Here is a 13,830-nt window from a genome sequence, read left to right as displayed (position 1 = left end):
CGGGGCAGGGTGGGGGCGGCGGCAGCACCAGCACCAGCACCGGCGGTGCCCCCGGGGCCGCCGGAACCGCCCCGCCTTGTAGCGTCACGAGCGGTGCGATGGGAGGCGGGTTCTTGGGTGCCACGGTCGGTACCGGTGGCACCGGGGGCAGCTTCGGCGGTGGCTGCGCCGCTACCAGAATCGGGACCGGTGGGGGCGGTGGAGGTGGGTACTTCGCCGGCGGGGGCGGCGGCAGCGGCGCCGTCAACAGCATGGGCACCTCGGCGGGTGGGGGCGGTGGTGGTGGAGGCAGCAGCTTCGCCACCCCCACGGGTACCGGCACGTCCTATGGGCCTTCGACGATGGGGACGGCGAACCACAACGGCCAGGTGACCATCTCCTACAGCCCCCCTGGCCCGAGCTTGACCATCGGCAAGAGCCACAGTGGCAGTTTGGTGCGGGGTCAGTCCGGTTCCTACACGCTCACGGTTGGCAATGACGGGATCGACGCGACCGACGGCACCGTCGTCACCGTGACCGACACTCTCCCGGCTGGGCTTAGCGCGACGTCGTTGAGCGGTACCGGGTGGACGTGCACGCTGGCCACGCTGACCTGTACCCGCAGTGACGTCCTCGCGTCCGGTGGTAGCTATCCGGCGCTCACCCTCGCGGTCAACGTCGCCTGTACGGCCTCCGGTCAGGTCACCAACACCGCCTCGGCCACTGGCGGCGGGGACACCGCCACTCACACCGCGACCGATCCCACGGCCATCACCGGCGCCTGCCCGCCCACGCTAGCGATCAGCAAGACCCACAGCGGCAGCTTTGCGCGGGGTCAGTCCGGCTCCTACACGCTCACGGTCGGCAATGACGGGACCGGCGCGACCGACGGCACCGTCGTCACCGTGACCGACACTCTCCCGGCTGGGCTTAGCGCGACGTCGTTGAGCGGTACCGGGTGGACGTGCACGCTGGCCACGCTGACCTGTACCCGCAGTGACGTCCTCGCGTCCGGTGGTAGCTATCCGGCGCTCACCCTCGCGGTCAACGTCGCCTGTACGGCCTCCGGTCAGGTCACCAACACCGCCTCGGCCACTGGCGGCGGGGACACCGCCACTCACACCGCGACCGATCCCACGGCCATCACCGGCGCCTGCCCGCCCACGCTAGCGATCAGCAAGACCCACAGCGGCAGCTTTGCGCGGGGTCAGTCCGGCTCCTACACGCTCACGGTCGGCAATGACGGGACCGGCGCGACCGACGGCACCGTCGTCACCGTGACCGACACTCTCCCGGCTGGGCTTAGCGCGACGTCGTTGAGCGGTACCGGGTGGACGTGCACGCTGGCCACGCTGACCTGTACCCGCAGTGACGTCCTCGCGTCCGGTGGTAGCTATCCGGCGCTCACCCTCGCGGTCAACGTCGCCTGTACGGCCTCCGGTCAGGTCACCAACACCGCCTCGGCCACTGGCGGCGGGGACACCGCCACTCACACCGCGACCGATCCCACGGCCATCACCGGCGCCTGCCCGCCCACGCTAGCGATCAGCAAGACCCACAGCGGCGCGTTCGGGCAGGGCAAGAGGGGCACCTACAGCATCACGGTCACCAACAGGGGCACCGGCCCGACCGACGGCACCACCGTCACTCTGACCGAAACCTTGCCCAAGGGACTCACCCCCGTCTCGCTCAGCGGCACTGGATGGGCCTGCAGCCGATCCACCTTCACCTGTACCCGCAGCGACGTCCTCCCCTCAGGGAGCAGCTACCCACCCATCACCCTCAAGGTGGACGTCTCCTGCAAGGCCCCCAGCACCGTCACCAACACCGCCACCGTCACCGGAGGCGGCGACACCACCACCCACACCGCCACCGACCCCACCAAGATCAAGCGTCACCAGCACGACAAGCACTGCGATCACCACGACCACTGGTAGGGCGACTCCCCTTGATGAGATCCGGCTAGAGCTACGGATCAGAAGCTGCCCGTGCCCCATCCGCGCAACAACACGGCCCCCTGACCGTCTCGTCCGGTCAGGGGCCATTCACCGGCGCGGCGGGAGTGGGATTTGAACCCAGGGTGGCTCGCGCACGACCGTTTTCAAGACCTGTCTGTTGTTGGCGGGCCGGATCTGGCGTCCGGCTGATCCGGCAGGTTACGACTTCACGGGCGAAGCCGCAGGTCCGGGGCCTATTGCGTGACATCAATAACTGACATCAACAGAGGCGTACAACCACGCGATGCGGCGGGCCCGTAAGCGGCGGACGGACCAACAGATCCCAGCAGGCGAACGGTCCGTGATGGTGCTGCACGCGCCTACGGATCACGCACATCGGTTACACGAAGACCGGTCGCGTTGTTGAGGTCACCGAGCACCGTCCTGGCCCCGGTTGGTCTCTGCGTTACAGCCCGCCCATCAGCTAATCCTCGCGCATATCGACGGCCTGCACCGAACGGCGCGGGCCGTCGCCGTTCCTGCGGTGCCTCTGGTTCCGCTGACATCAACGCCTGACGTGAACAGCCATGTACACGAGCGCACATCCACGGACCCGTGCCGCTACGTGAGGCCGGATCGCGGCAACAGATGGGTTGGTTGGCCGGACCGCTTCCCTGGGTGTACGCGCCTGCCTGGGGCGGAAGGGGTAGCGATCTGAGCCTGGGGCGGCCATGCTGATCTACGAGCGCGGACGGCTCTGGAGCCTGTCAGGGTCGCCTGCTGCGCTCCAACGGAAGCGCCGTCCCACAACCAGCAGCAACCAGTTACGCATGTCGTCAGGGATGCATCTCGCCGGCGTGGTCTGTGCTCCGCCTACGGCACCTTCGGCGTGGCCGCCGCCGCTTCGATAACTCGCATTCGTAGCTCTGCCGCGTCCCCCGCAGCGTCCTTGCCGGTCACCGTGCTGGAACGGCTCACGCCCCGGCAGGCCGCGGGAACGGCCCCCAGTCAATGGTGCTTCCGCTGAACGTTGAGCCGTCGAAGTTGACCGTCCCGCCGCTGAACGTTGAGCCGTCGAAGTCGACCGTCCCGCCGCTGAACGTCGAGTTGCCGAAGGTAACCATGCTGCCGCTGAACGTCGCGCGATCGAAGTCGACGGTGGCGCCGCTGAACGCGGCTTCGCGGAAGTCGACGTGGCCGCCGCTGAACGTCGCGTCGCGGAAGGCGACGTAGCCCCATTTGAATTTCGCTCGGCGGAAGCTAACCATGCCGTTGCTGAAGGTGGCCTCGCCGAAGTAGACGAAGTTGCAGAAGTGACTGCCGAAGAAGTCGCCGCCGTCGAAGGTGGCGCCGTTGAAGTTGAAACGGTTCTCACACCAGGAGGTAGGCGTTTCGGGATTCAGGAGGTGGAGGTGGATAACGTCGATGATGGTGAGCCGGACCTCGCGTTCCCCTTCTTTGTATCCGGGAGCGCTGAGTTCGGGTTCGTAGGGCATGCGCAGGTAGGCGCAAAGGACATCGATGCAAACCTGTCGCTGTTCCTGCCAGTCGTCGGCGAGCCGCGCGAGGGCGTAGACGCCGGCGAGGCGGACGGCGGCCTGGTTGTGGCCAAGTTGTTCGGCGGCAGTGGTGTAGCGGTCGGCGAGCTGGTTTGCGTCGGTCCGATGGGCGTCGCCCTCGGCGAGGAGCTGTTTGCGGTAGGCGTAGATGCCGGCGAGGACGGCACCGACCAGGGTCAGGGCGGTGACGGTGGTCTTGATGACGTCGCTGACGTTGACCGGCTTGCGCGGATTCTCGTTGTGGGTGGCATCCGCGAGTAGGCCGTAGACGCCGTGATAGAGCCCGACGCTCAGGGTGCCGACGACGACGAGGGCCAAGGGGGCGACGATCCAGACGGGCCAGAGGTTCGGCGTATGCCGGCCCAGAGGAGTCCGGCGCCTGCGTAGAAGTGATGCCACCTCAGGATCATGGGGGCAGACGTGCGCCGCCTGCATGGAGTTGGCGAAATCGGTAGCGGCCGCCGCCGAGGAAGTCGAAGCCCAAAACTTCGCCACCCGCCTGGGCGGGACTCCTGTACCCGGACCATCAAGATCCAAGTGTCTCTGGTGTCCAAACTCCGGGATCAGGGCCCAGCCGGGCCACGAGCAATCAAACAACCAGACCACAACAGCGAAATGGTCCGACGGAGAAACCGACGGACCGCCATGCAAGATCGGGGCTAGGCCCAATGCCGTGACTCTGTTGGTGATCTTCGGCGAGTGCTGACAGTCGCTTCGGTCGGTGCTTCAGTGGAGGCAGCGGGGTGGTGCCGAGGTCGGGGCGGGCCTGATGTCGTTGCAGCCGAGGGACTACCAGCGGATTCCGGCGCGGACGGTGCGCACGGCGTGGGCGGCGTGCCCGAAGGGAACCCCCGCGATGCTGGTGCGGGATCGCCTCGATGTGCTGTTCGAGGACGAGGAGTTCGTGGATCTCTATCCCGCTGATGGGCGGCCGGGGTTCTCGCCGGGGCAGCTCGCGCTGGTGTCGGTGCTCCAGTTCGCCGAGGACCTGTCGGACCGGGCGGCTGCTCAGGCGGTGCGCACTCGGATCGACTGGAAGTACGCCCTGGGGCTGGAGTTGGAGGACACCGGGTTCGACTACTCGCTGCTGAGCGATTTCCGAGCCCGCCTGGTGCAAGGCGACGCGGCGGACCGGATGTTGCGTGTGATGCTCAAGCGGTTGACCGAGGCGGGATTGCTGAGGGCTGGCGGGCGGCAGCGTACCGATGCGACGTATGTCCTGGCCGCCGTGCGACGGCTCAGCCGCCTGGAGCTGGCCGGGGAGAGTCTGCGGGCCGCCCTTGAGGGACTGGCTGAGATCGCGCCGGGTGGCTGCAGCCACTGATCGAACCAGTGGGACAAGCGGTACGGGCGGAAGATCGAGATCAGGAAGGTGCCCGGTGGACCGGAGGCCGTGATCGCGCGGGCGGAGACTTTCCGGACGGGACGGGCAGAAGGTGCTGGCCGCCCTGTGGTCCCCGACGCACCGGGCGGCTGCGAACTCTGCCCAGGTGGAGGTTCTGCGGCAGGTGTGGGTTCACCACTACTACTGGGACGAACAAGGACAGCTCCGCTGGCGCGACGGGCACGCGCTGCCACCGGCGAGCCTGCGCTTCGATTCCCCTACGACACCGACGCGCACTACTGCACCAAGAACGGCACCGAGTGGGCGGCTACCGCGTGCACTACACCGAGACCTGCGAGGAACAGCGGCCCGAGATCGTGGTGCACGTGGCCACCACGATCGCCCCGGTCCAGGACGGCCAGCTCACCGAGCAGATCCACGACGACCTGGCCCAGGCCGCCCTGGTCCCGGCCGAGCACGTGGTCGATGCCGCCTACATCACCCGGCCCGCGTCCAACGCGCCCAGCAGACCCATGGGATCACGCTGCTCGGCCCGATCGTCGCCGACCACAGCCAGCAGGCCAAGAGCGGCGAGGGCTTCGGAAAGTCCGCCTTCACGATCGACTGGGATCTACGGCAGGCAACGTGCCCCCGCGGAAAGACCAGCACCCCGGCGAGGACGCTCCGCATCAAGGGCCACGAATACCTCCAGTTCCGCTTCGCCAAGGCCGACTGCCTGGCCTGCCCGGACCGCCACCCGTGCACCGCCTCGGCCACCAGGCCCCGCTCGATCGCCCTGCTCCCACGGCCGCTGCACGAGATCCAGGTCCAAAACCGCCTCGACCAGCAGACCGAGCAATGGCAACGACGCTATGCCATCCGCGCCGGCATCGAGGCGACGCTCTCCCAGACCGTCCGGAGCAACGGCCTACGCCGCACCCGCTATCGAGGGCTCGCCAAGACGCACGTCCAGCACGTACTCACCGCCATAGCCTGCAACCTCACCCGCACCGCCGACTGGATCGCCGAAACACCCCGTGGACGCACACGATCAAGCCGATTCCACACCCTCTGCACCGCAGCCGCCGGATGACTCCTGAAGATCACCAACAGAGTCACGGCATTGTGCCTAGGGAGCCGTTGCCTTTGGTAGACCAGGGCTTCAAGGCCCCGACGGGGCGCAGTTGTACAGTCGTCGCTGACCAGCGTGCCGCGAGACGCGGCTCCGTGATGGCCTGGAGGAATGCCCGCAGATGTGGTCCATCGTCGACGACGCCGAGCGAGCGCAGTGGAACTTTGTGCCGTTCGAGACCGTCGGCCCTCTTCGGTTCGGCATGAGCATCGAGGAAGTGGCCACAGTGATGGGCACACAGGGATTCGCCAGCACTCATTCTTCAATGACCCGGCCACACGGCGCTTTGGTGCAGCAGGCTGGCTTTCGCTCCAAGGGCGCACCGCTGTGCGAGGTGGCCGTCACGGCCTACTGCAGGAAGTCTGGTGCTCTGGCCGCCGTCGCGGTTGACGCCTTGTGCGGTCCGCAGGTCTCCCTCGATGGGCTCCGCGTGGTCGGCAGAGTTCCGTCTGAACTTGCGGAACAGCTCCATGGGTACGCGGAGGACCGTGGCATAGCGCCCACGTTCTCTGTCGAGGGTGATGCAATATCGGAAGAGCTCGGGCTGTTGGTGCGGGCCCAGCGAGCCGGCGACATCCTCCTGTCGAGGGCCTTCTTCGTCGCCAACTTCCAGGACTGGGCGTACACAGTGCATGACTGCGTCCCGGCCGATGAGTGGGACATTCGTTGACGCCGACACAGGGGCATTGGCTGCTGCTTCATCGGGCGAGTCTGCGGTAGTCGATCAAGCTTGCGGCGATGGCAGCGAATGCGAGGAAGTGTTCTGCCCTGCGCTCGTAGCGTCGGTGCATGGGGCGGCATCCGGCGAGCCAGGAGACGGTTCTCTCGACAACCCAGCGATGTCGGCCCGGCCGCTCAGAGGACTCGATGCCCTTACTAGCGATGCGATGGCGGAGGCCGCGCCCCCTGTCGGAGGGCGACGTAGTAGCGGGCGGGCTGGTCTGGCACGGGCGAGTCTCCTTCAGCCAGGTCGACACGGCTACTCTGCTGCGTGCGCCGCTGGTTTTGGGCCGGGCTCCTGCAACACGAGGGGTGAGCCATGGCCTCAGTCTGTGTGGATCCGACCTACTTCGACGTCGGAGCCGACGGCCGGCTGACGATGGTCGCGGGCAGCGCCGACCTCCGCGGCATCCTGTACTTCGCGACGCCCGGCACCGAGACGTTCGAGAAAGCCGACTATCCATGGCTTTCAAGAATCTTCGTCCAGGTGCAGGCGGGCGGCGGTGGGGCGGCGGGCGCGCGGGCGAACGCCGGTCAGCTGGTCGCGCAACCGGGAGGCACGGGCGGCGGCTACGCAGAGCGCCTGATCGACGTATCGGCTCTCGGCGCCTCCGAGACGATCGTCGTCGGCGGCGCCGGAACCGCAGGCACGCCCACCGTCGACGGTGGTAACGGCGGCAACAGCTCCTTCGGTGGTCTGTGCACCGCGAACGGCGGCTTCGGCGGTCAAACTGTCATGCCGTCAGGAGCCACGCCGGTCTGCTACTCGGGTACGTCCGGGCCGACCGCCGGCATCGGTGACTTGGCCCAGGGCGGCGGTCCCGGCGGCGGCCCGCTCCGCCTCAACGGCGACCAGGGGCAGAGCGGCGAGGGCGGCGAGTCCAGACTCGGCCACGGCGGCTGGCAGCGCGCGTCCAGCGGCGGCGGCGGCGCGGGCCGTGGCTACGGCGGTGGCGCCGCCGGTGCCCTCGCCCGGGACGGCGACAGCGTCAACGGCACCCCCGGAGGCGCTGGCATCGTCATCGTCTGGCTCTTCGCCTGACCCCTCGTCCGGACGGCGTCCGGACACCGCGTCCGGACGGTATCCAGGCAGGTCGGACGGCCCGTCCGGCATCTGATGGCGTCCGGACGGCATCCGTGGACACGTCCGGACGGTGTCCGCGAGGGCCGTCGATAGACTCGACTGTGCGCGCCGCTGGTTGTGGGCCGGGCCGAGACAACCCCGCGAGGACGGTGGACCCATGGCGCGATGCGGCTGTGGCGGAGGACTCTGCAACTGCTCGGTACAGGCCGGTGAGAACGTCACCCTGAGCGGCTCCGGCTCCGCTGCCAACCCCTACGTCATCTCGGCCGACGTCCCATGCTCGACGGTGCGCGCCTGCCTGTCCGGCGGCAGCGGCATTACGTACAGCACGGCAACCGGCGTCATCGCCGCCCACCTGTCCGGGCAGGCCGTGTGGGTGGTGGGGTTGAATCGGGTCGTCCGGTTGGGTGGGGTGGTGGTGGGTGGGTGGGGTGTTTGGGCTGGTGGGGGTGGGTGGGTGGTGGGGGTGGTTTTTGGACGTTGGGTGGGGGTGGGATGCCTTGGGCCTTGTGAATATACGGACTAGATGGTTTGGTTTGGGTTGGTTGCAGGAACATGTTGTGGTGGGTTGTGGGTTGGTCTTTGGAGGTTTTGTGGTGCGGCAGGAGGCGTGCGGTGCGCACCGGCGGTTGATTTTGGATGCGGCGGCGTCGGTTTTGATGAGCGTGGGTATGAGGCGGCGACGATTGGTGAGGTGTTGGCGCGGGCGGGGGTGACGAGGGGCTTTGTATTTTCATTTTCCGTCGAAGCGGGCGTTGGCGGAGGGTGTTGGGGAGCAGTTTGCGGGGTTTGTGCTGGCGCCGCGGTGAGTAGTTGCAGGAGTTGGTGGATATGGGGTTGGCGTTGGCGTATCGGATGCGGCGTCGTCCGGTGGTGTCGGCGTCGGCGCGGTTGTCGTTGGGTCAGGAGATGGGGGCGGTTTCGGGACGTGGACGATCCGGACGTGGCTGGATGCGACGGAGCGGGTGTTGCAGGAGGCGCAGGAGCAGGGAGTTGTTGCCGCAGGTGGATGTGGCGGAGAGTGCGTGGGTGTTCTCGGCGGCGTGGACGGGGGTGCAGGTGTATTCGCACACGTTGTCGGGTCGGGAGGATCTGGAGGAGCGGGTGTGTGCGCTGTTTGAGCATCTGCTGCCGAGTGTGGCGGTGCCGGCGGGGCTGGGGGGCTGGTGATTGATCCGGCGCGGGCTGCGGAGGTGGCTGCGGAGGGTGAGCGGCTGGCTGCGGAGGCGGGGGAGCCGGCTGGTCTGGACGGGGTCGGCGCCCCGGCCTGACCCCGGCCCGCTTCCCCCCGGCCCGGCCCATCCGGCCCGGCCCATCCGGCCCGTTTCCGCCTGGCCCGCCCGGCCCGTTTTCCCTGGCCCTGCCCTGCCCGGCCCGGTCCGTTCGGTCCGTCCGGCCGGCCTGCCTGGCCCGCCCGGTCCGTCCGGCTGCCTGGTCTGCCCGGGCTGCCTGGTCCGTCTGGCCTGCCTGGTCTGCCTGTCGGGGCTGGCGGGTTCTGTCCTGGTGTGCGTGTGCCGTCCTTGTGTGTCTGTCCCCGGCTTTGGTTTTTCTCGTCCTGGTACTAGTAGGGCTTGGTCAGGTCGGTTGTGGTGGTGCGTGTCCTGTCGGCCCGGTGTGGCGTTGAGAGTGTGTGACTCCGGACGAGATTGCTGTGGTGCGTGGTGAGTTGGAGGCGTTCGCGGCGGAGGTGTTCGAGCCGTTCGCGCGCAAGGATCAGCGCCGGTGGGGGCAGGTTTATCTGCGGGGGCTGCTGACCGACGGGCAGCGTAAGTCGGTCGAGCCGATGGCCGCCCGGCTCGGGGAGGACGGCAATCGTCAGGCGCTTGCCAACTTCATCACCACCAGCCCCTGGGACCCGGCACATATCCGGGCCCAGCTCGCCTGGCGGATGGAGAAGGTGATCGGGCCGGAAGCCCTGGTCTTCGACGACACCGGGTTCCTCAAGGACGGGACTGCCTCGGCATGCGTGTCGCGGCAGTACACCGGCACCGCGGGCAAGGTCACCAACTGCCAGGTCGGCGTCTCGCTCCACCTCGCGTCCGAGACCGCCTCGGCGGCGGTCAACTGGCGGCTGTTCCTGCCCCGGACCTGGGATCCCGCCTCACCGAAGGCCGATGCGGACAAGATCGCCCGCCGCACCGCCTGCGGCATCCCGGACGATGTCGGGCATGTGGAGAAGTGGCAGCTGGCCCTGGACATGCTCGACGAGACCCGCTCGTGGGGATCGAGGTGCCGCTGGCCGTCGCGGACGCCGGATACGGCGACGCTGCCGCGTTCCGCCACGGACTGCAGGCCCGCGGCCTGAATTACGTGGTGGGGATCTCCACCACGCTGTCGGCTCAGCCCGCCCGGCGCGGTGCCGGTGGCCGAGCCGTACTCCGGGACCGGACGCCCGCCGGTGGCCAAGTATCCCGACAAGCCACGGTCGGTGAAGAGTTGGTCATCGCGGCGGGGCGGAAGGCAGCTCGGCCGGTGCAGTGGCGTGAAGGCTCCCGGCCTGGCACCGGCCGCTCCGGCCGCAAGCGGATGTACTCCCGCTTTGTGGCCTTGCGGGTCCGGCCTGCCGGACGCGAGGTTCGGCAGGCCACTGACGGCCCGGAGCTGCCGGAGTGCTGGCTGTTGGCCGAATGGCCTGCCGGTGAGCCCGAGCCGGTGCAGTTCTGGCTGTCCGACCTGCCCTCCGGCATGCCCCTGACCACGCTGGTCCGGCTCGCCAAGCTCCGCTGGCGCATCGAGCACGACTACCGGGAGATGAAGCAGGCCCTGGGCCTGGCCCATTTCGAGGGCCGGACCTGGGGCGGCTGGCACCACCACGTCACCCTTGTCTCTGTCGCACATGCCTTCTGCACTCTGCAACGACTGGCCCGGGCCCCAAAAGACACGGCGTCGGCCTGAGCCTCTACCAGGTCGTCCGCGAGCTACAGACACTGCTCGCGGTCTGGACCGGCGCCTGCCCGACCTGCCACCGCGACATACCAGCACCAATACAGACCTGACCAAGCCCTACTAGCCCTGGTACTAGCCCTGGTCCTGGTCCTTGGTCCTGGGTCCTGGTCTGGTGTGGGGTGGGGGCTCCGGTCGGGTGCGAGCGGGTGTTGAGTGTGGCCGCTGATGGTGGGGGCGGGCGTGTGGTGGCGTCCCCTGTGGTGGTGGCGCGGGTTTTTTCCCGCCCGGCCGGCCCGCACACCCCGGTAGCAAGACCCCCGCACAGCCGACGGCACAGACCAGGCACAACAACGGCACGGACCAGGCCGGGCCAGGCCTGCTGGATGCAGTGGGGTGCGGTCTGGTGGCAGGGCCGGTGGCGGGTGTGGCGGTGAGGGTCTTGCGGCTCCGGCGGCGTGGGGCCGGGGGGGGGGGGGCCGGGGGCCGGGGGGGGGGGGGCGGGGGGGGGGGGCGGGGGGGGGGGCCGGGGGGGGGGGGGGGGGGGGGGGGGGGTGCGGACCGGTAAACATACCGCGCATGCGGTTTGGTAGGGTGGGGTGGTGGGCCCGGTGTGTCCGGGGGTGGTGGGGGGCTGGGGAGGAGGGTGGGGTGGTCAGGCAGGTGCGGGCGGTGCGGACGCGTCGGGCTCTGGTGCGTGCGGCGGCTGAGGTGTTTGCGGAGGACGGGTATGCCCTTGCCTCGCTGCCGGTGATCAGCAGGCGGGCGGGTGTGAGTACCGGGGCGCTGCATTTTCATTTCCCGAGCAAGGATCTTCTGGCGCGTGAGGTGGAGGCGGCGGCGACGGTGTCGGTGCAGCGGCTGGTGGTGCGGGAGGGGGCGGGGGGCGGGGGGCTGCAGTTGCTGGTGGATGTCAGCCGTGATCTGGTGGCGGCTCTGGCGGTGGATCCGGTGCTGCGGGCCGGGTTCGAGCTGGGTGGTGATCCTTCGCGCAAGAGTGCGGAGGGGCCGGGGCGGTGGTGGTGTGAGTGGGTGCATGCGCTGCTGCGTGAGGCGCAGGGTGCGGGGGAGCTGGCGCGGGGGGTGTCCCCGGAGGCGGCGGCGGTGGCGGTGGTGGCCTCGGTCGCCGGGTTCGGCCGGCTTGCCTCCCGTCACCGTGTGCGTTCCTCGTCCCGTCTGCTGGAGCAGTTCTGGGCGCTGCTGCTGCCCGGTCTCGCGGCGCCCTCGCGCCGGCGGCCGGTCCTGCCCGGTCCCCGGGCCGCCGGGACCGACCGCACCCCCAGGTAAACAGACCGCATGGTCCGGCAACGGGGAAGTCAAACCGCTGGCGGGACGGCCGCGGCAGCCGGAATCCCACCCGGTTGGTCGGCTTATGTGCCGGAAGCCGGATTCCCTCGAGGGGGTCTCGAGCACCGGCGGAGAGAAAACAAGACGCCCGGTTTGAGATTGACATACCGTCCATGCTGTTTTTTACTCGGTGTGTCGGGTGGATCCCGGACGGCGGGCGCGGCTCACCCGCCGCCGGCCCTCCGGCGGACCAGGACCCGGCAGCATCGGAGCCCTGCGCGGTCCGAGGCCCGGCGGTATCGGGGCCTGGCGGTATCCGGGGCCTGGCGGTCCGGGGTCCGGTGGTATCCGGGGCCTGGCAGTCCGGGGCCTGGAGGTGTCGGGGTCTGGAGGCGTCGGGGTCCGGCGGTATCGGGGTCTGGCGGTCGGGGTCTGGTGGTGGTGCTGGTGGTCCGGGAGTTCGGGGCCGGGGCCGGTGTCGTGTGGGCTGGGCGGGTTCCGGGTGTGGGGTTGGGCCGGGGGTTTTGGGGGCCTGGGTGGTGATGGGATCCGAGGGGTTCGGCAGACCGCAGTGGACGGACAGGGGAGACGGCGTGGACACCGACATACTCGGCACTCTTGCGGTGCGGGAGAAGGGCATTTCGATTGCTCCGACCGCTCCCAAGCCGCGGCAGGTGCTGGCCCTGCTGGTGGTGCAGGCCGATCAGATGGTGCCGGTGGGCATGCTGAGTGAGGAGTTGTGGGGCAGCCGGCCGCCCCGTAGTGCGCGGCCCACGCTGCAGACGTACATTCTGCAGCTGCGGGAGCTGATCACCGCGGCGCTTGAGCCGGATGCGGCCGATGCCCGTACGGCCAAGGACGTGCTGCTGACCGTGCCGGGCGGCTATCTCCTCAAGAGCGGCGGGGGCGGCAGTGACGTGCGGGAGTTCGAGCGGCTGGCCGGGCTGGGCTACCGGGCGATGGACGCCGCCGACTTCCCGGAGGCCGCCCGGCAGCTGCGGGCCGCGCTCGCGCTGTGGTCCGGGCCGCCGCTGGCCGATGTGCACGCCGGGATGCACCTGGCGACCCAGGTCAAACGGCTGGAGGAGAGCCGGCTGTGCGCGCTGGACCAGCGCATCGAGGCCGATCTGCGGCTGGGCCGCCACCGTGAGCTGCTGGCCGAGCTGACCGTGCTGGTCAGCCGTTATCCCACCCACGAAAGCCTGTGCGGGCAGTACATGCTGGCCCTGTACCGTTCCGGGCGCCGGGGCGAGGCCCTGGACGCCTACCAGCGGCTGCGCGCCACTCTGGTGCGCAGTCTGGGCCTGGAACCGTCGGCGGCGCTGAGCAAGCTGCAGCGTTCCATCCTGATGGCCCGGCCGGACGGCTCACCCGCCACCGCGACCGCGACCGTCCCCGGTTCCGCCGGGCCGGGCTCCACGGGCAGTGGCCCCGCCGGGACCGGACGCCTCGCCCCGGTCGGCTGACCCCCTTCGCCTCGGCCGGCTGGTCTGCTCGCCCCGCTCCGCCCAGGTCCCGGTCCCGTCCGCCGGGACCTGGCGCATGCCCCGGTCCCGCCCCCCCCGCAGGCCCCCGTACGCCCGGGTTTGCGGCTGTGCGGGCCGCCGCCCGGCCCCTCACCCCGCCCCGTCCGGCCTGTGCCGTCCGTCCGGCTCTCTGCTCTGTCCGGCCTGTGTCACCCGGGCTGTACGGGCTGCCCGTCCCGCCCGCCTTGCCCGTCCCGCCTGTCTTGCCCGGGCTGCTCATCCCGCCCGTGCCGCCCGTGCCGTCCGGGCTGTCCCGCCCGTGCCGTCCGGACTGTGTGTCCCGCCAGGGCTGCGCGTGTTGTGCGGGCTGTGCGTGCCGTCCGGGCTGTGCGTGTTGTGGGGGCTGCTGGGGGCGGTTGTGTGGTTCGTGGCGGCTGCGGTGGATGGCGTTCGGTGGGG

The 13,830-nt window shown here is 69.5% G+C and carries 10 protein-coding genes and 2 pseudogenes; 9 read left to right on the top strand and 3 right to left on the bottom strand.

All coding sequences use genetic code 11. The features are described 5' to 3' along the window. Positions 1–113: 113 nt before the first annotated feature. Positions 114–1,916 (top strand): DUF11 domain-containing protein, encoded by a 1,803-nt coding sequence (locus FNV62_RS00055; protein ID WP_144079287.1) that lies wholly within the window; start codon positions 114–116, stop codon positions 1,914–1,916. A 974-nt stretch (positions 1,917–2,890) separates the two neighbouring features. Here the strand turns inward: FNV62_RS00055 and FNV62_RS00050 are convergent. Continuing rightward, positions 2,891–3,793: a pentapeptide repeat-containing protein gene (locus FNV62_RS00050; RefSeq protein ID WP_225900051.1), complete on the bottom strand. Its 903-nt coding sequence runs from the start codon at positions 3,791–3,793 to the stop codon at positions 2,891–2,893. Between the two features lie 538 nt (positions 3,794–4,331). Between FNV62_RS00050 and FNV62_RS00045 the strand changes: the two genes are divergently transcribed. Further along, positions 4,332–4,799, top strand: a complete 468-nt coding sequence (locus tag FNV62_RS00045) for a transposase (protein WP_164657577.1) — start codon at positions 4,332–4,334, stop codon at positions 4,797–4,799. Positions 4,800–5,095: 296 nt separating this feature from the next. Here FNV62_RS00045 and FNV62_RS55010 read toward each other — a convergent pair whose 3' ends face one another. Continuing rightward, positions 5,096–5,278, bottom strand: coding sequence for a hypothetical protein (locus FNV62_RS55010; RefSeq protein ID WP_225900953.1), 183 nt, complete (start codon positions 5,276–5,278; stop codon positions 5,096–5,098). 59 nt (positions 5,279–5,337) lie between these two features. Between FNV62_RS55010 and FNV62_RS57800 the strand changes: the two genes are divergently transcribed. Continuing rightward, positions 5,338–5,892, top strand: coding sequence for a transposase (locus FNV62_RS57800; RefSeq protein ID WP_225900779.1), 555 nt, complete (start codon positions 5,338–5,340; stop codon positions 5,890–5,892). 160 nt (positions 5,893–6,052) lie between these two features. Then, positions 6,053–6,601, top strand: coding sequence for a hypothetical protein (locus tag FNV62_RS55000; RefSeq protein ID WP_225900050.1), 549 nt, complete (start codon positions 6,053–6,055; stop codon positions 6,599–6,601). A 28-nt stretch (positions 6,602–6,629) separates the two neighbouring features. Here FNV62_RS55000 and FNV62_RS00030 read toward each other — a convergent pair. Then, positions 6,630–6,833, bottom strand: a pseudogene (locus tag FNV62_RS00030) (IS5/IS1182 family transposase); the annotation flags it as partial. Positions 6,834–6,970: 137 nt separating this feature from the next. Here FNV62_RS00030 and FNV62_RS00025 point away from each other — a divergent pair. From FNV62_RS00025 to FNV62_RS00005, 5 genes and pseudogenes are all read left to right on the top strand, one after another. Beyond that, positions 6,971–7,693, top strand: coding sequence for a hypothetical protein (locus FNV62_RS00025; protein ID WP_143604879.1), 723 nt, complete (start codon positions 6,971–6,973; stop codon positions 7,691–7,693). 1,035 nt (positions 7,694–8,728) lie between these two features. Next, positions 8,729–8,905 carry a hypothetical protein gene (locus FNV62_RS54390; protein ID WP_205523098.1) on the top strand — a complete coding sequence of 59 codons (177 nt, stop codon included), beginning with the start codon at positions 8,729–8,731 and terminating at the stop codon, positions 8,903–8,905. A gap of 460 nt (positions 8,906–9,365) precedes the next feature. Next, a pseudogene (locus tag FNV62_RS57795) lies at positions 9,366–10,630 on the top strand (IS701 family transposase). A 639-nt stretch (positions 10,631–11,269) separates the two neighbouring features. After that, positions 11,270–11,905 carry a ScbR family autoregulator-binding transcription factor gene (locus FNV62_RS00010; RefSeq protein WP_097281962.1) on the top strand — a complete coding sequence of 212 codons (636 nt, stop codon included), beginning with the start codon at positions 11,270–11,272 and terminating at the stop codon, positions 11,903–11,905. Between the two features lie 593 nt (positions 11,906–12,498). Next, positions 12,499–13,371, top strand: a complete 873-nt coding sequence (locus FNV62_RS00005) for an AfsR/SARP family transcriptional regulator (protein ID WP_054231724.1) — start codon at positions 12,499–12,501, stop codon at positions 13,369–13,371. Positions 13,372–13,830 lie beyond the last annotated feature (459 nt).

Origin of the sequence: Streptomyces sp. RLB3-17, assembly GCF_007113425.2 — a bacterium.
In the GTDB taxonomy this organism is placed as follows: domain Bacteria; phylum Actinomycetota; class Actinomycetes; order Streptomycetales; family Streptomycetaceae; genus Streptomyces; species Streptomyces mirabilis_D.
Note: the sequence above shows the minus strand (reverse complement) of the source record. Positions and strands in the feature narration are given on the sequence as shown.

What these genes read in the sequence shown, in the direction of transcription:
- FNV62_RS00045 (WP_164657577.1), top strand. Translation starts at nt 4,332, where the DNA reads ATGCTGGTGCGGGATCGCCTCGATGTGCTGTTCGAGGACGAGGAGTTC.
- FNV62_RS55000 (WP_225900050.1), top strand. Translation starts at nt 6,053, where the DNA reads ATGTGGTCCATCGTCGACGACGCCGAGCGAGCGCAGTGGAACTTTGTG.
- FNV62_RS00025 (WP_143604879.1), top strand. Translation starts at nt 6,971, where the DNA reads ATGGCCTCAGTCTGTGTGGATCCGACCTACTTCGACGTCGGAGCCGAC.